Below are 25542 nucleotides of genomic sequence, written 5' to 3'. Positions count from 1 at the left end.
CACAGGGGGTACGGGTGGGGAGGCTCGGATGGCCGCACGCGGTTCCAGCTCGAGCGCTCCCCCGCCGGCCGCCGACGCCGGTGGGCGGCCGCCGGTCAGCGGGCCCCTGGGCGGCGGTGGGCTGCGCGGGCTCGGTGAGACGTTCGCCGCCAACGCGGTCACCGGGACCGCCACGCTCAGCGTGCCGTTGGCGGTCAGTCCCGGCCGTGGCGTCGATCCCGAGCTGAGCCTGACCTACGACTCCGGTGCCGGGCAGGGGCCGTTCGGGCTCGGCTGGCACCTGACCCTGCCGGCCATCACCCGCCGCACCGACCGGGGCGTTCCCCGCTACGACGACGGCGCCGAGTCCGACGTGTTCGTGCTCTCGGGTGCCGAGGACCTCGTGCCGGTGCCGGCCGACGACGTGCGCACCGTCGACCACGTCGACTACCGGGTGCGCCGCTACCGGCCCCGGGTCGAAGGGCTCTTCGCCCGGATCGAGCGGTGGACCCGCACCACCGACGCGGCGGTCACCTTCTGGCGGTCGATCTCCCGCGACAACATCACCACCTGGTACGGGCGCACCGCGGAGAGCCGCATCTTCGATCCGGCCGACGACCGGCGGATCTTCTCCTGGCTGGCCTGTGAGAGCCACGACGACAAAGGCAACGCGCTGGCCATCGGCTACCGCGCCGAGGACCCCGTCAACGTCCCCGTGGCCGACGTGCACGAGCGGCACCGCACCGACGCCGACCGCACCGCGAACCGCTATCCCCAACGGGTGCGCTACGGCAACACCGTGCCGTACTTCCCCGTCCTTTCGCCAGACGCCCCGTGGCCCGCCGCACCGGGCGAGTGGCTTTTCGAGGTGGTGCTGGACTACGGCGACCACGACCCGGAGGCGCCGACGCCGGACCCGGTCGCCGCGCCCGGCTGGCCCTGCCGGCCGGATCCGTTCTCCAGCTACCGGTCGGGGTTCGAGCTGCGGACCTACCGGCGTTGCCAGCGCGTGCTGATGTTCCACCGCTTCCCGGAGCTCGGCGACGAACCGTGCCTGGTGCGCTCCACCGAGCTGTCCTACACGCAGGCCGGCGCCGCCGAGTTCACACAGCTCGCCGGGGTGACGCAGGCCGGCCACCGCGGCGACCCCGTGGCCGGCTATGCGACAAAGGCGCTGCCCGCGGTCACGTTCGACTACGCACCAGCGACCCTCGACCCGACCGTCCGCACGGTCCCCGGAGGCCCGGCGCACGCCGGCGCCGTCTGGGTCGACCTGGACAGCGAGGGCGCTCCCGGGCTGCTCACGCGGCACCGGGGCGCCTGGCACTACCAGCGCAACCTCAGCCTCGCCGACGGCTCGCGCGAGCCCCGGTTCGCGGCCCGCACCGCGGTCGACCCGGCGCCCACCGGGATCGTCGACGGCACGCTGGTCGACCTGGCCGGCGACGGTGACCTCGACCTGGTGCGGTCGTCCGGGTTCGCGCCACGGACGGGGCCCCGTGACTGGGGGCCCTTCGTCCCGTTCCCGGCAGCGCCGACGGACCCGCCGCCCCAGCTGGTCGACCTCACCGGCGACGGCACGGCCGACCTCGTGCTGCTCGACGGCGAGCGGCTGCGGTGGCACCAGGCGCTCGGCGCGGGCACCTTCGACCCGGCCCGGTCCGGCGCGATCCCCGACGGCGGTGCGCCGGCGACGGTGCGGTTCGCCGACGTGACCGGCGACGGGATGCCGGATCTGGTCGCGGTCGGCAACGGCACCGCCTGCTACTGGCCCAACCTGGGCCACGGCCGGTTCGGGTCGAAGGTCACCATGGCCGACGCGCCGTGGTTCGACGCGCCCGACCTGTTCGATCCCGACCGGCTCCTGCTCGTCGACGCCGACGGCTCAGGCCTGGTCGACGCCGTCTACCTGGCCGGTGACGGCGCCCGGCTCTACGTCAACCGGTCGGGCGACGGCTGGAGCCCGGCCACGGCAATACCCGCGGTGCCGGGCGGCGCCCGAGCCGTGGACCTGCTGGGCACCGGCACCCCCTGCCTCGTCTGGTCGGAGCCGCGGTCACCGGACACCCCGCTGCGCTACGTCGACCTGCTCGCCGACGGCAAACCACACCTGCTCACCGGGTACGCCAACGGGACCGGGCTGTCGGTCGAGATCGCGTACCAGCCGTCCACGTTCTTCGCCCGCACCGACGCGGCGCAAGGGCGGCCGTGGCGGTCAAGGCTGCCGTTCCCGGTGCACTGCGTACACCGGGTGACCGTCTCCGACGCCGTCCGGGACGTGGCGTTCACCAGCGAGACCAGCTACCACGACGGCCACTACGACCCGGTGGAGCGGGAATTCCGGGGGTTCGCCCGGGTCGACCAGCTCGACACCGCCGACTACACCGGCGACGACCTCGACCAGGCGCCCGTGCTGACCCGGACCTGGTACCACACGGGACTGCCGCCGGCACCCGGTGAGCCGTTGCTGCACCGCCGCCGCGACGAGTACTTCGCCAACCCGACCGTCGCCGAGCACGCCCTGCCCGAGCCGTTCCTGCCCACCGACCTGACGGCGGGCGAATACCGCGAGGCGTGCCGGGCGCTCAAGGGCGCGCTGCTGCGCCAAGAGGTCTACGGGCTCGACGGCACCCCAGACGCCGCAGCGCCCTACACCGCCACCGAGGCCACGCACGCCGTCGACCTGGTGCAGGAGCGCGGCGCCAACCGGCACGCCTGCTTCCTCGTCACCGCCGCCGAGACCATCTCCTACCAGTACGACCGTGACCCGGCCGACCCGCGCACGGCGCACACCCTCGTCCTGGAGACCGACGAGCTGGGCCTCGTGGTGCGTTCGGCCGACGTGGCATATCCGCGCCACGGCACGCACCCCGACGTACCCCCGACGACCGCCCTCGCGCAGGCCGCCCGCTACATCGCCGTCACGGAGCACGACCACACGGCCGACCGCGACGAGCCGGACGCGCACCGGATCCGGGTCGCCTACGAGACCCGCGCCTACGAGCTCCACGACCACACCAACCCGGCCACCGGCTACCTGACTGCCGATGCCATCCGGACGGCGCTGGACGAAGCGACCGACATCGACTACGCCGCGACACCCGGCGGGGCAACGGTGCGGCGGCTGCTGACCCGCAGTCAGAATGTGTTCCTCACCGACGACCTCGCCGGACCGGCCGCCCTGGGCGTGCTGCCAAAGCTGGCGCTGGGCCACGAGAGCTACCAGCTCGCGCTGACCGCCAAGCTGGTCACCGACGTCTACGGCGCCCAGGTGACCGACAGCGACCTCACCGCCGCCGGATACGTGCACCGCGGCGACGACGACTGGTGGGTGCCCTCCGGCCACGCGGTCTACGACACCGACGCGCAGGACCACTTCTACCAGCCGCGCGGGTTCCGAGACGCGCGCGGCGCCGAGACCAGCGTCGAGCGCCTCCACGACCTGCTGGTCACCACAACCACGGATCCACTGCAGACGGTCAACACCGCCGAGTACGACCTGCGCCTGCTCGCGCCGGACCTGGCTACGGACGGCAACGGCAACCGCGTCGCCATCGAGTACGACGAGCTGGGCATCGCGGTCGCCACGGCCGCGCTGGGCAAGACGGGCCTCGACTCGCTCGCCGACCCGACCATCCGGATCGAGTACGACCTGTTCCGCTGGCAGACCACGGGCGAGCCGAACGTCGTGCGGACCTACCAGCGCGAACGCCACGGCGCCGCCAACACCGGCTGGCAGGAACGGCACACCCACCTGGACGGCGCCGGCACGCCCCTGATGGTCAAGACGCCGGCACCGCCCGGGCCCGGGGGCGAGCCGCGCTGGATCGGGTCCGGTCGCACGGTGCTCAACAACAAGGGCGCCGTCGTGCGGCAGTTCGAGCCGTACTTCGCCACCACCGCCGACTACGACAGCACCGCGGTCGGGGTCAGCGCGCGCACGACCTACGACCCGATCGGCCGGGTCGTGCGGATCGACCTGCCCGACGGCACGATCGAGCGCCAGGAGCACGGCGCGTGGCGGTCCGCGCGCTTCGACGGCAACGACACCGTGCTCGACAGCACCTGGTACGCGGAGCGGGGCTCACCGGACCCGGCCGGTCCGGAGCCCACCGATCCGCAGGAGCGGGCCGCCTGGTTGGCCGCCGCCCACGCCGGCACGCCGGCCACGACCCACACCGACCCGCTGGGCCGGGTCGTGCTCGCGGTCGAGGACGCCGGTGCCGAGGGCCTGCGGTACGGCCGGATCGAGCTCGACCTCAGCGGGCGGTTCCGGTCGCGGTACGACGCCCGCGACCGGCTGGTCGACAGCGCCACCACCGACCTGCTGGGTGCGACGCTGTGGTCCGAGAGCGCCGAGCGGGGCGCTCGGTGGGCCCTGCACGACGTGCTCGGCAACCCGGTGCGGGTGTGGGACGAGCACGACCGGGTGTTCGAGACCAGCTACGACGAGCTGCACCGTCCGCTCGCCGTCCGGTGCACCGACGCGGTGGCCGGAGAGCTGGCCGTCAGCCGGGTCGTCTACGGCGAGCGCCACCCGCAGGCCGCCGACCGCAACCTGGTCGGCCGGGTCTACCAGGCGTACGACCAGGTCGGGGTGGCCACCGTCGAACGCTACGACGTCGACGGCAACCCGGAGGAGGTCGGCCGCCGGTTCGCCCTATCGGGAACGTCCACGGTGGACTGGGATCCGATCGCGACGCTGACCGGCGTCACGGCCATCGCGAACGCCGCCGCGCCCCTGCTGGAGGCCCGGTCGTACGACGTCGGGTGTGCCTATGACGCCCTCGGGCGTCCGTTGTGGACCCGGCTGCCGGAGGGCACGTTCGTCGAGCCGACCTACGACGTCGCCAACCGGCTCAGCGCGCTCACCGCCCAGATCCGGGGCCAGGGCGCCGCCCGGCCCTTCCTCACGGGCCAGACCTACAACGCCCGCGGTCAGCGGTTGACCGCACACCACGGCAACGGCGTGCTCACCGACCGCGGCTACGACCCGTTGACGTTCCGGCTCGCCGGTGTGGTGACCCGGCGTGAGGCGGACTCCGAGACCCAGGCGCTGCAACGCCTCGCCTACACCTACGACCCGGTCGGCAACGTCACCCACGTCTCCGACGCCGCGCAGCAGACCCATTTCTTCGGGGGCGCGGAGGTCGGGCCCGACCTCGCGTTCACCTACGACCCGCTCTACCAGCTCCGCACCGCGACGGGACGGGAGCACGCGACGGCGGCGCAGCCGGACGCCGGTGACATCGCGGGCCGCCCGTTGCCGCACCCGAACGACGTCGCCGCGGTGCGCCGCTACACCGAGACGTTCGGCTACGACGGCCTGGGCAACCTGACCTCGGTACGGCACACGGCCGGGCCCACGACCTGGGTCCGCCGCTACCGCTACCGCTACGAGGACGACCCCGCCGACCGCACGAACCGGCTCGCCGCAACCAGCGTGCCGGGCGACGACCCGGCGGGCCCGTACTCGGCGCTGTACGACTACGACGACTACGGCAACATGAGCGCGCTGCCGCACCTGCCGGAGCTGACCTGGAGCGTGCTCGACCAGCTACAAAGCGCCGACCTCGGCGGTGGGGGCACGGCGTTCTACGCGTACGGCCCCGGCGGTCAGCGGATGCGCACGGTGATCCAGCGCGGCGGGCTGACCGTGGAACGCCGGTTCCTCGGGCCCGTCGAGTACTACCAGGAGTGGATGAACGGCGTGCTGCGTCTGGAACGGCAGACGGTGCACATCAGCGACGAGGCCGGCCGGATCGCCCAGGTCGACACGACCACCGTGGACACCACGACGCCCGGCGCGCCGGTCGGCACGTCGGTGATCCGCTACCAGTACGGCAACCACCTCGGCTCGGCCGTCGTCGAGACCGACGTCGCCGGGCTGCCGATCTCCTACGAGGAGTACCACCCGTTCGGGACGACCGCATACCGGTCCAGCCAGCCGTCCGCCGACCTGAGCCTGAAGCGCTACCGCTTCGCCGGCCAGCACCTCGACGCCGAGACCGGGCTTTACCGCATGGGCGTCCGCTACTACGCGCCCTGGCTCGGACGGTGGACCAGCCCGGACCCCGCGGGGCTCGCCGACGGCACCAACCTGTTCCGCTACTGCGACAACGACCCCGTCGGGTCGATCGACCCGAGCGGCACCCAGTCGACGGACTTCCACGTCGTGCAGCCGGGCACCTACACCGGCAACGAGAGCTTCGAGGAGCTGCGTGAGGCCGCCGGGAAGGTGTCGGGGTACGCGTTCGACCCGACCCTGACGCCGGAGAACTACCGGGAGCGCTGGGAGCCCGGCGTCGATGGCGGCAACGGCGGCTGGAACATCCTGGTCGAGACCGGGTCGAGTGGCGAGGGCGAGAGCTCGGCCGGCAGCGGCTTCATCCCGCGCGGCGCCTTGCAGCCGCCGCCCGAGGCGCCGCTCTACAAGGTCAGCCCCACCGCCCCCATCGACCTGCCGCAGGCGCCCGCCGGCACCAACTTCCGGAACGCCGAGTCCGCGGGCCGCACGAACGCCCGCACCTACTACGCCAACCAGGGACACGTCTGGGCCAACGGCGAGCAGGCGCAGCACTACCTCAAGTGGCGCGAGGGCCAGCGGACCAACCTGGACCCGAACATCACCAACGACCCCCGGCGGATGGGTCCGATCCAGTCCTACAACAAGAACAGCGGCGGCCAGACCTGGAACGGAAACGGCAGCACCTTCCGCAACCCGCACAAGTGGGCCGACCGCGGCCTCTACTTCGACTACTACCGCCGCATCCAGCAGCGCTGGGGCAAGGCGATCACCGAGCGCGTGGCGCACGCGGAAGCAGGCCGGGCGGTCCAACGGGACATCACCGGCAGTCCCGGCCCCCGACTCCCCTACATCTGGCTACCGACGGCCCTGACCTTCGGCGGCAACACCGCCCTGACCCTCACCCGCGGCCTGGTCCCCTACGTGGCCGAGGCGGAGGCCGTGCTCCTCGGCGGCTCGATCTGGGCCTACGGGCACGGGTATGCCGCCGCCGGATCCGCGCTCGGCACCGCCGGCGCCTACGTCGCGCCCGCGGCGGGCGGGTTCGTCGCCGGCTCGTTCGTCGGCGGCACCGCGGGCGCCGTCGTGCGCGCGAACGGCGGCGGACGCGGCGCGCAGATCCTGGCGGGGGTCGCCTCGGGCATGGCCGCCGGCGCGCTGGTCGGCGCCCTGATCGGCACGGTCCTGCCCGGCGCGGGCAACGTGGCCGGCTGGGTGATCGGCGGCGTCGTCGGAGCCGTGGCCGGCGGCATCGGCGGTCTGATCGCCACCTGGTGAACCACCGAACGCACGTGGATGGAGCCGAGATGAGCATCGACGCGATCCGCCGCCTCACCGGCCCGGTCGAGGGCCGCGCGGGCGTCATGCGGTTGCAGCGGGCGCTGCGGAAGCTGCGCGGCGACATCGACGAGGCGGAGGCACGCCGCGGCGAGCTCGGTGCCACCACCGCCGGCGCCCTGCGCGCGATCCAGGAACGCGCCGGCCTGCCGGTCACCGGTGAGCCGACCGAGGCCACGCTCGCCCGCATCCGGGCGGAGCTAGAGCACGCGTACGTGGTCGACAGCCGCACCCGCACCGCCCGGCTGCACGCGCTGCTGGGTCAGCTCGGCGTCGACCTGCCCGCCGCCGAACGGGCCCGGCGCGAAGCCGGGCCGGCGACCCGGGCGGCGCTGACGGAACGCTACGGCCTGCCACCCGACGGGCTGCTCGACGCCGGTCTCGTCGACCGGCTCCGGGCCGACGCGCTGGCCGCCCGCCTGTCCAGCAAGCGCCAGGTGGCCCTGCTGCAGCAGACGCTCGTGCGCGCGCTGCGCATCCGGGGCATCGACGCCGATCTCGACCCGGCCGAGCGCCGGGCCCGGCAGCTCGGGCCGACCTCCCGCGACGCCATCCGCGCCTTCCAGGCCAGGTCCGGCCTGCCCGCCACCGGCGAGGTCGACCCGGACACCATGGACCGGCTGCGATCGGTGGCGGCGAGCCGGGCGAAGCCGGCGCGGCAGTTGACCGTCCGGTCGCCGCGGACGCTCGCTCCGGTGCGGCAACAGGTGCGCCTGAACATGACCGGCCCGCGAGTCGGAGCGGTCCAGCGGGCGCTGGCGTTCCTCGGGCAGCCGGTGGCCCGGGCCGAGTTCACCGGGCGCACGTTCGGCCGCAGCACCCGGGCGGCGGTCGAGGCCTACCAGCGCGGCAAGGGCCTGCTCCCGACCGGCCACGTGGATCGGCTGACGCTGCGCGCGCTCAACGCCGACATCGCCCACGTCAACCCGCTGGGCGCCGTCGAGCATCCCTACCGCCTGCGTGGCACGGTCCGGGACGAGCTGTGGCAGGGGATGGCCGGCGTCACCGTCCGCGTGCGGGAACGGCTCGTGCGCGGCGACGGCGACGTGCTCGCCGAACGGCCGACCACCTCGACCGGCTTCTTCGACCTGGCCTACGACCCGCCGCGCGAGCCGGCCACCAAGCAGGTCCGGGACCCGTTCGGGCTCACCGTGACGTTCCTGAGCGGCGACGGCACGGAGTTGGGCCGCCGGCTGCTGTTCAACCCGCCGCTGATCGCGTGGGCGAACCTGACCCTAGGCCCGGATCCCTATCGCGGCGTCGCCGAGCTGGACGCCCGCGCCGGCGCCCTCGCCAAGGTGCTCGCCGGCGTGCCGATCGCCGACCTGCGGGAGACGACCCGCGAGCACGAGATCACCCGCGCCGCCCTGGGATCGGGCCTGGCGCAGGACGACGTGATGCGGATCGTGCTGTCGCACCGGGTGGCGGCCGTGCTCGACCATCCGGCCCTCGGTCCGGCGGCATGCTACGCCTTCGTCCGGCAGAACCTGCCCGCGAGCCTGCCCGAGGACCTGCTGGCCGGCACCCACGAGTGGCGGGCGATCGACGAGGTCGTGGGCGCGGCGGCCGCGGGCCTGGCCTTCCTGGACCCCGCCCTGGCGGCCCAGGCGTTCGACAACGCCGCCGCCGAGAACCTGGTCGCGATCACCGTGGTCCGCCAGCGGGACGAGATCCTGGCCGCCCTGGCCGAGCGCCGCCGGTCGTACGCGCTCGACCAGCCGATCCTGACCGGTGACGGCACGCTGCGCGGGCTGCTGGACGCCTCGACGGTCCCGGCCGACGACCACACCGCGGTCGCCGACGCGTTCGTGACGCACGGCGGCTTCGACAGCGCGTTCTGGGCCGACGTGCGCAGCCGGCCGGCGGACTTCGGCGGCCCGGCCGCCGTCGCGGACCTCGAGGCGACCGTCACGCTCGGCCAGGTCACCGCGAACCATCCGCCGACGCTGGCGCTTCTCAAGGAGACGATCGCCGCGCCGGGTGGAGAGCTGCGGCGCAGCCACGACGTCGCCAAGCTGAGCGTGGACGAGTGGGCGACGCTGGTCGCCGACGGTGGCGGCGGGGTCCCCGCAGGCACGCCCGGGTCCGATCCGGAGCAACAGCTGCGGGCGTACGCGACCGCGCTGGCCACCCGGGCCGAACAGGTCTTCCCGACCGTGGCGCTGGCCGCCGCGCTGGGCCGCGACGACGCACACGGGCTGACCCACGTCGCCGACGCGAGCCGCTTCATCGACCGGTTCCCCGAGCTGGACCTGCGGGCCGACAACGTCGACGCGTTCGTCGCGAACCACGCGCCCGACACCGACGCCCTGGTCACCAGCGACCTGCGGGTGATGCAGCGCGCACACCGGCTCACCCCGGACGCGGCCACCGCGCGGGCGCTGCTCGACCACCGGCTGCACAGCTCGGCACAGATCGTCGGGATGGGACGCCAACGCCTTCTGGAGACGCTCGACGCGGAGGGCGTCGACCGGCGCACGGCGCTGACCATCCACGCGAACGCCGAGTTCCAGTACGCCCAGGTGCTCCAGCGCCTCGGCGAGTACCGCTTCGAGCTGCAGCTCGGGAACCCGGCCGCGCTGATGCCGCGCACGTTCACGCCGGAGGAGGCCGAGGCTGTCCTCGGCGACATCCCCAACCTGGAGATGCTGTTCGGCTCGCTGGACTACTGCGACTGCAGCCATTGCCAGTCGGTCTACGGGCCGGCGGCCTACCTGGCCGACGTGCTGCGCTTCCTCGAACAGCACCCGGCGAAACTGGCCGGGCGCACGGTGCGCGACGTGCTGTTCGACCGGCGCGGCGATCTCGGCAACATCAAGCTCAACTGCGCCAACACCGACACGCCGCTGCCGTACGTCGACCTGGTCAACGAAATCCTGGAGTGCGCGGTGCCGGCCCCCGCGACTCAGCCGGACTTCGCCTACCAGACCACCCGCGACGCCGCCGAGCTGCGCGCCTTCCCCGAGCACCAGCGCGCGGCCGCGTACGACGTGCTCGCCGCCGCCGACTATCCACTCACGGGCGTGCTGGACCTCGCGCAGGAGGAGGCGCGGGCGTTCCTCGGCCACCTCGGCACGCCCCGCCACGAGCTGATGCGGGCCCTGCGGCGCGCCGGCAGCCCGACGGCGGTCTCCGTGGCCGGCGAGTACTTCGGCATCGCCACCCACGAGACGAACCTGATCGTCAGCAGCGCACCGACCGCCACCGCGCAGAACCGGTTCTGGGGCTTCGACACCACCCGCGCGACGGTGCCCGTATCGGAGTTCCTCGACCATGCCCGGATCGGGTACGCCGAGCTGCTCGCCCTGCTGCAGGTCAAATGGCTCGCCGGCATCGCGCTGGAGCGGCCCGGCGGCACCTGCGACGTGGGCGCACAGACGCTCAGCGGGCTGTCCCTCGCCGCGTTCGACAAGCTGCACCGGTTCCTGCGGCTGTGGCGGCGCACCGGCTGGCAGATGTGGGAGCTGGACCTGCTGCTGCGCGCCCCGCGGGTCGCCGCCGGCGCGCTGAACGCCTCCGCGCTCGTCGCGCTCTACCACTTCCGGCGGGTCACGGAGCGCCTCGCCCTGACGTTCGAGTCCGCGCTCGTGCTCTACGCCGACGTCAACACCGAGACCCGCGCCGCGCCCGACGACGCCACCGTCGTCTACCCGTCCCTCTACGAGACGCGGTTCCAGAACCCGGCCGTGGTCAACCCCGTCGACCCGGCGTTCGCGCTGCCGCTGCCCGGCACGGAGCCGCTGTCGGCACACCACCCCGCGCTTTGTGCCGGCTTCGGCGTGACCGAGGCCGACCTGCTCCTGCTGCTGGCCCGCACCGGCGCCCTGCTGACGGTGCCGAACCTGTCGGTGCCGCTGCGCCTGGTCGGCCTCGCCGCCGGGCTGGGCGTCCCGATCGCCGACGCCCTGACGCTGGTCGACCTGGTCGCCGGCGACGTGCCCGACCCGTTCGCCTCACCCGCCGCGACGGCCGCCCTGATCGAGCGGTACGACGACCTGGTCGCGGCCGGCGCCACCGTGCCCGAGCTGGACTACCTGCTCAACCACCGCCCGGACGCCGCCGCCGGGCCGCGCGACGACGTGATTACCCAACAGGTGGAAGGGCTGCGGGAGAGCCTACGCAGCACGCCCGACGACCAGCGCGACGGCCAGATCGCCGCCCAGGTCGCGTCGACGTTCGGGATCCTCGACGCGGTGGCCTCGACGCTGGTCGCGAGGTTGGCGGTGGACGGCACGGCCGTGCTCACCCACCTCGCCGACCCGGCGCTGACGGCCCGCGACGCGGACGACGCCTACGTCGACGCCGTGACCGAGGCGACCTTCCCGGACATCTTCGCCTCGTGGCGCCTGCTGCACAAAACCACGCTGCTGGTCACCCGGCTGCGGGCCGGCGACGACCCCACCGTGCTCACCTGGCTCGTCGACCACGCCACCGCGTACGCAGGACTGGACGTCAACGACCTGCCCGTCGCGGCGCCGCCGGCCGCGCCGCTGTTCGGCGCCTGGCGCAACCTGGCCGCGTGGGTCAGCCTGCGGGCCCGCCACCCGGAACCGGAAGGGGTCACCCTCACCGGCATCTTCGACCTCGCCCGCACGAACACGTCCACGGTGGACGAGGTGCGCACCGCGGTGTCGGCGTTGACCCGCTGGAGCGTGACCGACCTGGCCGCGCTCGACGGCGCCAACCGCGCCGGCTACCGGGACATGGACGTCTGGCGCCGGCTGTCCACCGCGTTCGGCCACCTCCAGCGGCTCGGGGTCGCGGCGGCCACCGCCGTCGCCTGGGCCGACCGCGACACCACCGCCGCCGGGGCGCGCACCCGCGCCGCGCAGGAGATCCGCCAGGCGGCCCGGGCGCGGTACACCGACGACGCCTGGCTGACCACGGTCACCCCGTTGCAGGACGCGCTGCGGGAGCGCAAACGCGACGCGCTCGCCGCCTACCTGGTCGAGCACTCGATGCGCACGGTTCCGGCGACCATCACGGTGGACGGGGCCGAGTGGGCCAACCCGCGGCACTGGCGGGACGCCGCCGACCTGATGCGCTGGTTCCTGATCGACACCGAGATGGCGGCGTGCCAGCTGACCTCCCGGATCAAACAGGCGATCGGCGCGGTGCAGATGTTCGTGCAGCGCTGCCTGCTCAACCTCGAGTCGGCGTTCGTCGTGGTCAGCACGGAACAGCGGGCCGACGAGGTGTCGCTGGACGCGTGGAGCCAGTGGAAGTGGATGAAGAGCTACCGGCTCTGGGAGGCCAACCGGAAGGTCTTCCTGTATCCGGAGAACTGGATCCTGCCGGAGCTCCGCGACGACAAGAGCCCGTTCTTCGTCGAGCTGGAGAACGAGATCCTGCAGAACGAGATCACCACCGCGAACTGTGAAGCGGCGTTCCTGCACTACCTGCAGAAGGTGCACGAGGTGTCCCGGCTGACCGTCGTCGGCAGCTACCACGAGATCGCCGACGTGGACCCGACCGGTGCGCTGCCCCCGGCGACGAACATCCTGCACGTCATCGCGCGCGGCCGCGTCGAGCCGGCACAGTACTTCTACCGGACCTTCGACCTGTCGTACGCCACCTGGACGCCCTGGGAGCAGATCGACCTGGACATCACCGGCGACCACGTTGTGCCCGTCGTCTACAACCGGCGGCTGCACCTGTTCTGGCTCACGTTCACCGAGAAACCGCAGAAGGTGGCCAAGCAGCCGCCCGCGAAGGCGTCGTCCGCGCCGACCGACAGCCCCGAGCCGCCCCGGCAACTGGAGATCCAGCTCGCCTGGAGCGTGCGGCGCGACGGCGGCTGGACGTCGCGGCGGCTCGCTCCCCACAAGCTCATCCACCCGTGGCAGCGGCCGCGCTCGTCGTACCTGCTCAAGCCGCGCTACCGGGAGGCCGAGAACCAGCTCTGGCTCGACGTCTACCTGTCGACGTCGCCGGAGTTCAACAACACGAAGTTCTACGACCCGTACACCGACACCCGGGCCTTCGTGACCGCGTTCCGGTTCAACGAGACCGCCCTGCCGTGGCACTCCTCGTCGTTCGTGTTCGACGGCGACGTGGTCGGCCTGCGACTCAAGCCGTTGCACGGTCAGTACCACGTGCTGGGCGCGGAGGGTATCGCGTCCACGAGGCTGGTGCCGACCACCTCGTACCGCTATGTGCACGACAGCTTCGGCGAGGACGGCCGGGCGATCGGGGCGCTGACCCGCGCGGCCGACATCGCCGGCCGGCTGACCCTGCCCAACGGCATGCACTTCGCGAACACGCGGCTGGTCAACAACACCGCCTCGCCCAACCTCGACCAGTTCGGCGTACTGGAGTCAGGGCGGACGGTCAACCTGCTGGGTCGGGCCAAGGCGCCCTTCGAGCTGGTCGTCTCGCCGCACCGGCCGCAGTTCGACACCGCCGCCGACCGGGGCCCGGTCTTCTACCAGGACTCGGCACGCGCGCACTTCGTGCGTCCGGAGTGGACGGCGGTGCTGCAGGGGGCGGGGCAGCTCACCTACCGCTGGTATCCGTTCTACCACCCGTACACGGCGCTGTTCATCCGCGAGCTGAACCGCGGCGGGCTCGACGGGCTGCTCAACCGGCTCATCCAGACCGCTCCGGCCGGCTATCCCCCGGTCAACACGTTCGCGTTCGCCGGGACGTACGGGCCGTCGAGCCGCAGCGCCGTCGACGAGTCCGCCGCGGCCGACACCGTCGACTTCAGCCCATACGGCGCGTACGCCCTCTACAACTGGGAGATCTTCTTCCACGCGCCGATGCTGGTCGCCACGAAGCTGAGCCAGAACCAGCGCTTCCAGGAGGCGATGGACTGGTTCCACCGGATCTTCGACCCGACGAACACCACGGCCGTGGACGCGCCGCAGCGCTACTGGATCACCAAGCCGTTCTTCGACCAGAACGCCGAGGACTACCGCACGCAGCGCATCGAGGAGCTGCTCGGCGACATCGGCGCCAACCTGGACCAGCTGCGGGCGTGGAAGAACAACCCCTTCCAACCCCATCTGATCGCGCGTACGCGGCCCGTCGCGTACCAGAAGTCGGTCCTGATGGCGTACCTCGACAACCTGATCGCGTGGGCCGACCAGCTCTTCCGCGGCGACACCATGGAGCTGATCAACGAGGCGACACTGCTCTACGTGCTGGCGCAGGAGCTGCTCGGCAAGCGACCGGTCAAGGTGCCGGCGCCGGAGCGGGCCGACCGCTCCTACCGGGAGCTGGTCGCCGACGGCGCGCTGGACCCGTTCGGCAACAAGCGGGTCGAGGTGCTGATGGAGAACGTCGTCGGCCCGCCGCTGGCGGTCACCCCGGCCGGTCCCGACGCGGAGGCCCTACCGCAGCTCGACCTGCTCTACTTCCGCATCCCGGCCAACACCGACCTGCTCGGGTACTGGGACACCGTGGCCGACCGGCTCTTCAAGGTGCGCCACTGCATGAACATCGAGGGCGTCGTGCGGCAGCTACCGCTGTTCGAGCCGCCGATCGACCCGGCGGCCCTGGTCAAGGCGGCCGCGGCCGGCGTCGACCTGTCCAGCGTGCTGAGCCCGAGCAGCGTCGAGCTGAGCCAGTACCGGTTCCGGACGCTCGCGGCGAAGGCCGTCGAGCTGTGCGTGGACGTGCGCGCGCTCGGTGACCGGATGCTCATGCTGTTGGAACGGTACGACGCCGAGGGACTGGCGATGCTGCGCTCGGCCCAGGAGGTGAGCCTGCAGCAGGCGGTGCGGCAGGTCCGCGCGCAGGCGGTAGACGAGGCGCAGCAGAGCTGGGCGGCCCTGGAGAAGGGCATCGCCACGGTCGACAAGCGGATCACCTACTACGGGTCGATCCCGCGGATGAACGCGTGGGAGATCAGCGGCGCGATCAGCCACGGCCTGGGCATCGTGTCGCAGGCCGTCGCGGCCGTGCTGGCCGCCGTGTCCGGCGTCGCGCCGCTCGTGCCCGAGTTCGAGGTCGGCGTCTCCGGGTTCGGCGGGTCGCCGGAGGTCACGGTGAAGTACGGCGGGAAGAACGTGGGCGAGTCCAGCCACAACTTCGCCGGCATGTTCGACAGCCTGGCCGGGATCCTGCACCAGGCCGGCATGATGCTCGACGCGCAGGGCTCGTTCACCCGGCAGGACGCCGCCAACGCCTTCCAGAAGGACATCGCGCAGGCCGAACGCGACCAGCTCACCGTGCAGATCGAGGCCGCGCGGATCCGCTACCTGATGGCCGAGAAGGAGCTCGAGAACCACGACCTGGCGATCACCCAGGCGCAGGCCGTCGACGAGTACCTGTCGGCCCGGTACACCAACCAGCAGCTCTACGACTGGGCCATCAAGCAACTGTCCACCGTGTACTTCCAGAGCTACCAGCTCGCGTACGACATGGCCCGGCGCGCGGAGAGCAGCTTCCAGTTCGAGCTCGCCACCACGGACACGTTCGTCCAGTTCGGATACTGGGACAGCCTCAAGAAGGGGCTGCTGGCGGCCGACCGGCTCGGCAACGACGTGCGCCGGATGGAGGCCGCGTACCTCGACCGGCACCGGCGCGAGTTCGAGCTCACCAAGCACGTGTCGCTGGCCCAGTTCGACCCACTGGCCCTGCTGGCGCTGACGACCACGGGCGCGTGCACCGTCACGCTGCCGGAGTGGCTCTTCGACCTCGACCACCCCGGCCACATCCGGCGCCGGCTCACCTCGGTCGCGGTCACGGTCTCGGCGGTGACCGGGCCCTACACGTCGGTCAACTGCACGCTGTCGATGACCAACAACGGCGTGCGGCTCACCGACTCCACCGTCGGCGGCTACGGCGATCCGCTGGTGGCCGGCGACACGCGCTTCGCCCGCAACCCCGTGCTGACCGCGTCGGTGGCCACCAGCCAGGGCGTCGACGACTCCGGGGTGCTCGACCTGCGGTTCGCCGACGAGCGCTACCGGCCGTTCGAGGGTGCCGGTGCGGTCAGCGAGTGGTCGATCAGCCTGCCGCGGGAGAACAACCAGTTCAGCCTGGCGTCGGTCGACGACCTCGTGCTGCGGCTGGACTACACGGCGACCGCCGGCAGCGTCGAGCTCGCCGACCTCGCCCGGGCCAACGCCGACGCCGCGCTGCCGCGACGCGGGATCCAGTTGCTGGTGCTCGACGAGGAGTTCGCCACCGAGTGGGCGCGGCTGTTCCATCCCGACGAGGGCGACGAGCAGGCGCTGACCTTCTCGGTGCGGGTCGACCAGCTCCCCTTCTGGGCACAGGTGCGGTCGGCCACGACGACGCTGCGCGTCACCGGTGTCGACCTCGTGATCGACACTCCGTACGACGGCGCCTTCGACACCCGGGTCGACCTGCCCGGCGCGGCGCCATCGGCGGACGCGCCGGCCGCCCGCGAGGCGGCGTACGGCGACCTGCCGCACGCGCACCTGGACGTCACCGCCCAGCCCCGCCCGCCGCTGGTCGGCGAGTGGACGCTGCAGTTCAAGCGCGACGACTCAGCACCGTGGACGGAACTGGTCGCCGCGGACGTGCGGCACGCGTACCTGGTGGTGGCGTTCGGGGTGTCCTGAACGTGACAGGTGGCGGCGGCCGCCCGGGCGTACGCTGATCGGACCGGCAGCACTTAAGGTCGTGGTATTCCGTGTTGAAATGGCTCGTAAGAGAAATCGCTTCGACGTAAAACGACTGTCGGATTCTGGAGAAGGCCACCAGCCAGGCGCTGGGGCCTTCTCGTTCTTAGGGCGTGGCCGCGACGGTTCGGGCGAGAACCAGGTCGCGTGCCTCGGTGAGGCCGACGGCGACCGCGCCCATGAGCACGGCGTCGGCGCCGAGCGTCGAGACCTCGATCCGCGGGGGCGCCAGCGCCACCAGGTGGGGCAGGCGCTCCTGGACCGGGCCGAGCAGCAGGTCGCCGCCCTGCACCCCGACGCCGCCGCCGAGCACGATGAGCTCCAGGTCGAGCACCGCGGTCACCGCCGCCAGCGCGTGCGCGACGTGGTTGACCTCGACCTCCACCGCGCGGCGGGCGAGCGGCTCGCCGGCCCGGGCGGCGTCGAAGACCTCCTTGGCGCTGGTCGCCCCCGCCCAGCCCAGCCGCCGGGCCGCCGCGACGATGCCGTCGGCGGAGGCCACCGTCTCGAACATCCCCCGACGGGCGGCGGCCGGGTCGTCCTGCAGCGGGTCGCCCTCGCCGATCGGGAGGTAGGAGATCTCGCCGGCGCAGCCCCGGGCGCCGCGGTAGAGCTTGCCGTCGATCACGATGCCCATGCCGGTGCCGGTGCCGATCGACACGTAGGCGAAGTGCGCGACGTCCCGGCCCAGGCCGTAGGTCGCCTCGCCGACCGCGGCCAGGTCGGTGTCGTTCTCCACGAGGTACGGCGACGGGGACACCGCCGAGAGCCGGTCGACGGCGCCCGGCAGCGACCAGCCGGGCAGGTTGGGCGCGAGGTGCAGCGCGCCGGTGTCCTTGTCGTGGATGCCGGGGGTGCCGAAGACGGTCAGGGTGACGTCGGCGCGCCCGATCCCGACCCGCGCGGTCAGATCGTCGGCCAGCCCCGTCAGCTGGGCGAGCAGGTCCGCCGGGTTGCGGCTGCCGGACGGGTCGTCGACGCGGGCGGCGATCGTGCCCGCCAGGTCGGCCAGGACGAGCCGCACGAAGGACCGTCCGATATCGACGGCGAGCACCCAGCCGGCCTCCGGGCGGACCTCGTAGAGCAGCGCGGACCGGCCAGCGGGTCCGGCGCGCAGGCCGACCTCGCGGACGAGGCCGGCGCGGCCGAGGTTGGCCAGGGCGACCGAGATGGTCGGCTTGGACAGGCCGGTGGCCTGGGCGAGCTCAGGCCGCGAGACCGGGCCGAGCCGGAAGATCTCGCCGAACACCGCCCGCTCGTTCATGACCCGCAACATGCTGGTCGTGCTCGCGGTCTGGTGGTCGGTCGGCATCGGCTCACGGTCTCACACGCGTTCGTAAAGGTCCAATACAAATTTCGTTAGGGACCTTGCCAAATGTGTCGGGCGGGGCGCATCCTGCTGGCCTGAACCTCCGACGAGAGGTACGCCATGAGACCCACGTTGTTCCGTGTCCTATTGACGACCGCGCTGGTGACCGCGCTGACGACCGCGGGCTGCGGCAGCGGGTCGGACTCCGGCTCCGACTCGGGCACCAAAGCCGAAGACGCACCGACGATCGGGCTGTTCCTGCCCGAGTCCAAGACCACCCGCTACGAGGCGTTCGACCGGCCGCTGTTCGAGGCCAAGGTCAAGGCGCTGTGCCCGACGTGCAAGCTGCTCTACAACAACGCCGACCAGGACGCCGGCAAGCAGCAGCAGCAGGTCGAGGCCGCGCTCGCCCAGGGCGTCGACGTGCTGGTGCTCGACGCCGTCGACGCCAAGGCCGCCGCCTCCCTGGTCAACCAGGCCAAGCAGAAGCGGGTGCCGGTCATCGCGTACGACCGGCTGATCTCCGACATCTCCTACGACTACTACGTGTCCTTCAACAACGTGCGGGTCGGCGAGGCGCAGGGGCAGGCGCTGCTGGACGCCCTGACCGCCAAGGGCACCGCCGACAAGGGCAAGATCGTGATGATCAACGGTGCGCCGACGGACCCGAGCTCGGCGGACTACAAGACCGGCGCCCACAACATCCTCGACGGCAAGGTCCAGATCGGACGCGAGTTCGACACCCCGGACTGGAGCCCGGACAAGGCGCAGCAGCAGATGGAGCAGGCGATCACGGCCCTCGGCCGGGACAACATCGTCGGCGTGCTCTCGGCCAACGACGGCATGGCCGGCGGCGCGATCGCCGCGATGAAGCGGGCCGGCTACACCACCCTGCCGCCGATCACCGGGCAGGACGCCGAGCTGGCCGCCGTGCAGCGGATCCTGACCGGCGAGCAGTACATGACCATCTACCTGGACATCCGCAGCGAGGCCGAGAAGTCCGCCGAGCTGGCGGTCGGACTGGCCAAGGGCGAGCAGGCCGCGGCCACCACCAAGGTCAACAACGGGGCGGCCGACATCCCGTCGTTCCTGCTGGACCCGATCGCGGTGACCGCTGACAAGATCAAGGACACGATCGTGAAGGACGGGTTCTACAAGGCCAGCGAGATCTGTACGGGCGCCGTCGCCGCCGCCTGCGCCAAGGCGGGAATCCAGTAGATGTTCGCGGCGCGAGGCGTGTCAAAACGGTTCGGTGCGGTGCGGGCGCTCGACGCGGTCGACCTGGACCTGAGCGCGGGCGAGGTCGTCGCGCTGGTCGGCGACAACGGCGCCGGCAAGTCCACCCTGATCAAGGTGATCTCCGGCGCGGTGACCGCGGACGAGGGACAGCTCGAACGCGACGGGGTGCCCGTGCAGATCAACAACCCGCACCAGGCCAGGAGCCTCGGCATCTCCACGGTCTACCAGGACCTCGCGCTGTGCGAGAACCTCAACGTGATCGGCAACCTGTTCCTCGGCTCGGAACGGCGCCGCTGGTCGCTGCTCCGCAAGATCGAGATGGAACGGTCGGCGCGGACACTACTGTCCTCGCTGGACGTCCGGATCCAGGACATCGCCGTGCCGGTGGCGATGCTCTCCGGCGGCCAGCGGCAGTCCGTCGCCATCGCCCGCGCGCTGGTGGGCGAGCCGTGGCTGGTCATCCTCGACGAGCCCACCGCCGCGCTCGGGGTCGAGCAGACCGCGCAGGTGCTGGACCTGATCCGGCGCCTGCGCGACCGCGGCCTGGCCGTCCTCGTCATCTCCCACAACCTCGCCGACGTCCGCGCCGTGAGCGACCGCACGGTCGTGCTGCGGCTCGGCCGCAACGCCGGCGAGTTCCGCACCGCCGAGACCAGCCCGGAGGCCATCGTGGCCGCGATCACCGGAGCCGCCGCGTGACCACGTTGACCAAAGCGATCCGTTGGCCGGGCCGCACGACGGACGGGCCCGCGCGGCCCGGCGGCGTCGGCAGCTGGCCGGTCGTGGGCGGGCTGGTCGTCATCGCGATCGTGTTCGGCTCGCTCAACGAGCAGTTCCTGTCCGCCGAGAACCTCTCCAACCTCGCCCTGCAGCTCGCCGCGACCGGGACCATCTCGCTGGGCATCATCATGGTGCTCCTGCTCGGCGAGATCGACCTGTCCGCCGGGTCGGTCAGCGGGCTGTGCGCGGCGGTCCTGGCCATCGTGCACGTCCGGCACGGCCAGTCCGCCCTGCTCGCCGTCGTCGTCGCCCTCGCCCTGGGCGCGGTCATCGGCCTCGTGCACGGGCTGATGTTCACGCAGCTGCGCATGCCGTCGTTCGTGGTGACCCTCGCCGGCCTGATCGGCTGGCAGGGACTGCTGCTGTACGTCCTGGGCCGCGGCGGCACCATCAACCTGCCGTTCGACGGGGCGATCGCCAAGCTCAGCGACACCTGGCTGCCGCCCTGGGCGAGCTGGCTGATCGTGGTGCTCATCGTCGGCGCCGTGGCGACCAGCGCCGTGCTCAACCGGCGGTGGCGCCGCCGCGCCGACCTGCCCCTGCCCGCGTTGAGCCGGACGGTCCTGCGCGTGGCCGGGCTCGCGGTGCTGCTCGGCGCCGCCGTGCTCGTGCTCAGTGCCGACCGCGGCGTACCCCTGCTGCTGGTCATCTTCGGCACCCTGGTCGTGGCCCTCGACCTGGTGCTGCGCAACACCGTGTTCGGGCAATGGATCTACGCGATCGGCGGCAACGCTGAGGCGGCGCGGCGCGCCGGCATCCCGGTCACCCGGCTGCGGATCGTCGCGTTCGTGCTGGCCTCGACCCTGGCCGCGTTCGGCGGTCTGCTCGCGGCCAGCCGACTCGCCGCGGTCAACCAGAGCTCGGGGGGCAGCGACACCCTGCTGATGGCCATCGCCGCCGCGGTCATCGGCGGGGTGTCGCTGTTCGGCGGCCGGGGCCGTCCGTACGCGGCCCTGCTCGGCATCCTGGTGATCCAGTCGATCACCAACGGGATGCTGCTGCTCAATGTGGACTCGTCGATCCGCTTCATGGTCACCGCCGTCGTGCTGGCGGCCGCCGTGGCCATCGACTCGCTGTCGCGTCGGGGCAGTGAGCAGTGAAGGTTCTCGGCATCGACTTCGGCGGCACGAAGGTCGCGCTGGCCACGGCGGATCCAGGATGGTCGCCCGTGGTCTCCTCGGACCGGCTGAGGATCCCGACGACCGGGAGCGCGGAGGAGGTGGTGCGGCGGTCGTTGCAGGCAGCTCGGGGGCTGGCCGCCGCACCGCTCGCCGTCGGTGTGTCCACCATAGGCGTCGTCCGCGACGACCGGATCCGGCTTGCGCCCAACGTGCCCGGCTGGGAGGGCATGGAGCTGCCCCGGCTGCTGCGCGACGAGTACGGCGACACCCCGGTCGTCATCGACAACGACGTCAACGCCGCCGCGGCGGCCGAGCTGCGCTGGGGTGCGCTGCGCGGCGTGGACGTCGGTGTCTACCTCAACCTGGGCACGGGACTGGCGGCGGCGCTGGTGGTCGACGGCCGGGTGGTGCGCGGCGCGCACGGCGCCGCCGGCGAGATCGGCTACCTGCTCGACCCCGCCCGCGACGGCTGCTACGCCGACGGTGACGCGCCGCTGGAGGAGCTGGTGTCCGGCAGCGCGCTGGCCAGCCAGGGTTCCGCGCTGGTGGGCCGCCCGGTGGCCGCCGCGGAGCTGTTCACCATCGCCGGCGACCCGCGGGTGGACGCGCTCATCGACAGCGCGCTGCGGACGCTGGCGCAGGCCGTGGCCAACCTGTGCATCACCCTCGACCCGGCGCGGGTGGTGATCGGCGGCGGGATGATGGGCGCCGCCGAGCGCATCCTGCCCCGCGTCGCCGCCCTGCTCCCCCGGGCGGTCCCGTTCCCGCCGGAGCTGGTGCCGGCCACCTTCATCGACGACGCACCCCTGCTGGGCGCACTGGCCCTGGCCGTCGAAGCCGTTTGATCACCGCGGGCCTGCGAGGGCCCGGAGAGGAGGGAGCACGGTCCGTCGGTTCCGAAATGCGTTGATTGTGCCGAGGAGGCAACCCCCCATGAACCGCAGATTCAGAAACGTCGCAGCGGCCCTACCCGTACTCCTGGTCAGCTCGCTTCTCGCATCCGTCCCCGCCACCCCCAGCAGCGCCTCTCCCGCCGGTGTCGAGTCGACAGTGGACCTCGCCGGGCAATGGCAGGTGCAGAGCAGCACCGCCACCCCCGACACCGGCGACCTGATCTCCCGGCGCGCCTACTCCCCGCGCGGCTGGCTGTCGGTGCGCACCAACGACGCGCACGCGGTGGGCAGCGTCGTGGCCGCGCAACTGCAGAACATCCCGCCGGATGACCAGTGCGGCGCGAACAACATCTTCTACTCGCAGAACCTCACCACCTGCCAGGGACCCCAACCCGACGCGCACGGCGCACCGAACGACCAGTACAACCACCCGTGGTGGTTCCGGACCGAGTTCAGCGCGCATCCCCGGCCCGGTGGCGACCGGAACGTGGTGCTCGAGGTGCGCGGGATCATGGGTCAGGCCGACCTGTGGGTCAACGGCGTCCAGCTCGCCACCAAGGACGTCATCCAGGGCTCCGAGCCCGAGTACACGTTCGACATCACCGACCTGGTCAAGGGCAACAGCCCGAACGCGCTGGCGTTCCAGATCTACCCGAACGTACCCGGGGAGATGTTGACCCAGGACTTCAACGACTGGACCCAGGCCGCCCGCGACCAGAACACCGGCATCAAGTACCCGGTCCGGCTGCATGTCTCCGACACGTTCCGCCTCGACGACGCGCACGTCGTGCAGGCCAACGCCGCCGACCTGAGCAGCTCCGACCTGACGGTCAAGGGCACCGTGACCAACACGTCCCGCAAGTCGCGGACCGCCACGGTCAACGCGACCATCACCGACCCGCGGGGCAAGCACCCCATCAACCTGCGCAAGACGATCACCCTGGGCGCCGGCGAGTCACGCGCCGTCGTCTTCGACCCAGGCACCGACTCCGCCCTGCACGTGCGGCACCCGCAGGTGTGGTGGCCGTACCAGATGGGCGACCAGCCCCTCTACACCCTCGCGATGAACGTCTCGCGCGACCGGCAGGTCTCGGACTCCGACAGCCAGACGTTCGGGATCCGCACCATCACCTCCTGGCTCTCCTCCCCCGGCAGCCAGGCGTACGACGGCTCGCGGTGGTTCGCCGTCAACGGCAAGCCGTTCGTCTTCCGCGGCGGCGGGATGATGGACCAGGACATGTTCCTGCGGTACTCACGCGAGAACATCGCCGACCAGGTCCAGCTCATCAAGTCGATGGGCCTCAACGGTCTGCGGCTGGAGGGCGACGACCAGCCGGACGACTTCTACGAGCAGATGGACCGCGCCGGGCTGCTCATCTACGGCGGGTTCCTGTGCTGCAACTACTGGGAGGAGGGCTCGCGGTGGACGGCGAAGGACGAGGAGACCAACTACCGCACCGCGGTGGCCCTCGGCCGTCAGCAGCGCAGTCACCCCAGCGTCGTCTTCTACAGCTGGAGCGACAACGTGCCGTCGGCCAGCCAGGAGGCCGGCGTGCTGCGCGGCTTCGCCGAGACCGACTTCTCCGTTCCCGTGATGGCCTCGGCCGAGTACAAGTCGACTCCGACCCTCGGACCGTCCGGGATGAAGGAAGGGCCGTACAACTGGTTCCCGCCGAGCTACGCCTACAGCTCGAACTGTAAAGGCCGCACCGGGAACGACCCGTGCACCAGTGGTGAGTTCGTCAACCGCGGCGGCGCCTGGGCGTTCCAGACCGAGTCCAGCCCCGGGTCGACGATCCCGACGAAGGACTCGCTCGACCGGTTCATGACGCCTGCCGACCAGACCGCCCTGGTCACCTCGCCGAACCTGGCGCAGTTCAACTCGGGGCGCGGCGAGCAGTCCAGCGGCACGAGCTATTCGAGCTTCCAGCACGTCGGCGTGCTCGCGACCGCGATCTGCCAGCGATACGGCACCTGGACGGCCACCCCGGTCACGTGCCCGACCAACCCGCCCGGCGCCACGGGCCTCTACAGCGACAACCCGAGTGTCGACGACTTCGTCCGCAAGGCCCAGGCCATCAACTACGAGACGGTACGGGCGCAGTTCGAGGCGTACCTCGACCACTCGACCAGGACCGACTCGCCGTCGACCGGCCTCGTCTACTGGATGATGAACAAGCCGATGCCGAGCCTGCTCTGGAACCTCTACGGGTACGACTTCGACCAGGCGGGCACGTTCTTCGGTGCCAAGAAGGCCAACGAGTCGCTGCACGTCTACTACGCCCACCCGGCGCCGGAGGCCGACCCGGGCAACCGCACCATCGGTGTGTCCAACTTGACCGGTCAGACGCAGAGCGGGCTGTCGGTGACCGCGCGGACCTATGACATGCGCGGCACCGTGTTGACCACCCAGAGCGCGTCCGGCATCACGATGCCCAGCCAGGGCGTCATGAACCAGCTCCTGACCGTGCCGAACCCGACGCTGCCGGACGTCGACGGCAAGCCGCAGCGGACCTACTTCCTGGAGCTGCTGCTCAAGCGGGGCGGGCACGTCGTGGACCGCAACGTCTACTGGCTGTCGACCGTCAACGACGTTCCGACGTACACCGGTAGCGCCTATCCGAACCTCGCCACCTATGGGGACCTGCGCAACCTGCAGAGCCCGTCGTCCGACCCCGCCAACGGGTTGCTGCCCTCGACGACGATCCGGGCGACCGCCGTCACGCATCGCCAAGCCGGTCTGTCCGACGGGCAGGACACCGCCACCGACGTCACGCTGACGAACACCTCCGGCACCGTGGCGTTCATGGTGCGGGTCGACGTGCACCGGGGGCACGGGTCCAGCCCCGGCCCCGGCGACAGTCAGGTCCGGCCGGCCAGCTACAGCGACAACTACGTGACGTTGTGGCCCGGGCAATCACAGACCATCAGCCAGACGTACGCCGCTTCGGAGCTGGGCCGGCAGGACCCGGTCGTGACCGTCAGCGGCTTCAACGTCCCGACTATGAACATCTCCGGCGACTGCCACTGCGTGGCCCGGGTCGGTGCCGAGAACTTCGGGACCGCCAACGGGTACGCGGACGCCGGCAACGCCACTCCCGGGGTGGCCAACACCCCGGAGACGATGGCCTCGCTCAAGGCGCGGGTGACTGTCAGCTAGCTCCCTCGGGGCGGCGGCCGCGCCTCTTGCGGCCGCCGCCCTGTTTCTCTGTATCAGCGGGGCTCCTCGCTCCTCCGTACCGGTGTCAACCGATGCCGACGA

At 71.9% G+C, this 25542-nt stretch carries 8 protein-coding genes; 7 read left to right on the top strand and 1 reads right to left on the bottom strand.

What is annotated here, in order from left to right; genetic code table 11:
* The first annotated feature begins 28 nt into the window (after nt 1–28).
* Together CHC05_RS19595 and CHC05_RS19590 are read left to right on the top strand one after the other, a co-directional pair.
* Entirely contained in the window at nt 29–7282 is a 7254-nt protein-coding gene (locus CHC05_RS19595) for a SpvB/TcaC N-terminal domain-containing protein (protein WP_089250849.1), read from the top strand.
* Nucleotides 7283–7311: 29 nt separating this feature from the next.
* The gene (locus CHC05_RS19590; RefSeq protein ID WP_089250847.1) at nt 7312–16878 is read left to right on the top strand and encodes a Tc toxin subunit A-related protein; all 9567 of its coding nucleotides are present in this window, start codon (nt 7312–7314) and stop codon (nt 16876–16878) included.
* 166 nt (nt 16879–17044) lie between these two features.
* On the opposite strand, the gene CHC05_RS19585 is transcribed toward CHC05_RS19590, so the two are convergent.
* Nucleotides 17045–18250, bottom strand: a complete 1206-nt coding sequence (locus CHC05_RS19585) for an ROK family transcriptional regulator (RefSeq protein WP_089250845.1) — start codon at nt 18248–18250, stop codon at nt 17045–17047.
* A 117-nt stretch (nt 18251–18367) separates the two neighbouring features.
* Between CHC05_RS19585 and CHC05_RS19580 the strand changes: the two genes are divergently transcribed.
* The 5 genes from CHC05_RS19580 to CHC05_RS19560 all read left to right on the top strand — a co-directional run bounded on the left by CHC05_RS19580 (nt 18368) and on the right by CHC05_RS19560 (nt 25440).
* The gene (locus tag CHC05_RS19580; protein WP_089250843.1) at nt 18368–19465 is read left to right on the top strand and encodes a sugar ABC transporter substrate-binding protein; all 1098 of its coding nucleotides are present in this window, start codon (nt 18368–18370) and stop codon (nt 19463–19465) included.
* Nucleotides 19466–19483: 18 nt separating this feature from the next.
* On the top strand, nt 19484–20185 hold the full coding sequence (locus CHC05_RS19575) for an ATP-binding cassette domain-containing protein (RefSeq protein WP_245871055.1): 702 nt from the start codon (nt 19484–19486) through the stop codon (nt 20183–20185).
* Nucleotides 20182–21366: a sugar ABC transporter permease gene (locus CHC05_RS19570; RefSeq protein ID WP_245871053.1), complete on the top strand. Its 1185-nt coding sequence runs from the start codon at nt 20182–20184 to the stop codon at nt 21364–21366. Before CHC05_RS19575 ends, CHC05_RS19570 begins: the two co-directional genes overlap by 4 nt.
* Nucleotides 21363–22232: an ROK family protein gene (locus tag CHC05_RS19565; protein WP_089250839.1), complete on the top strand. Its 870-nt coding sequence runs from the start codon at nt 21363–21365 to the stop codon at nt 22230–22232. The genes CHC05_RS19570 and CHC05_RS19565 overlap by 4 nt, the downstream gene beginning before the upstream one ends.
* An 88-nt stretch (nt 22233–22320) precedes the next feature.
* The gene (locus CHC05_RS19560; RefSeq protein ID WP_144022677.1) at nt 22321–25440 is read left to right on the top strand and encodes a glycoside hydrolase family 2 protein; all 3120 of its coding nucleotides are present in this window, start codon (nt 22321–22323) and stop codon (nt 25438–25440) included.
* Nucleotides 25441–25542: the final 102 nt, after the last annotated feature.

It is taken from the genome of Asanoa hainanensis (assembly GCF_900188485.1).
GTDB lineage: Bacteria > Actinomycetota > Actinomycetes > Mycobacteriales > Micromonosporaceae > Asanoa > Asanoa hainanensis.
Note: the sequence above shows the minus strand (reverse complement) of the source record. Positions and strands in the feature narration are given on the sequence as shown.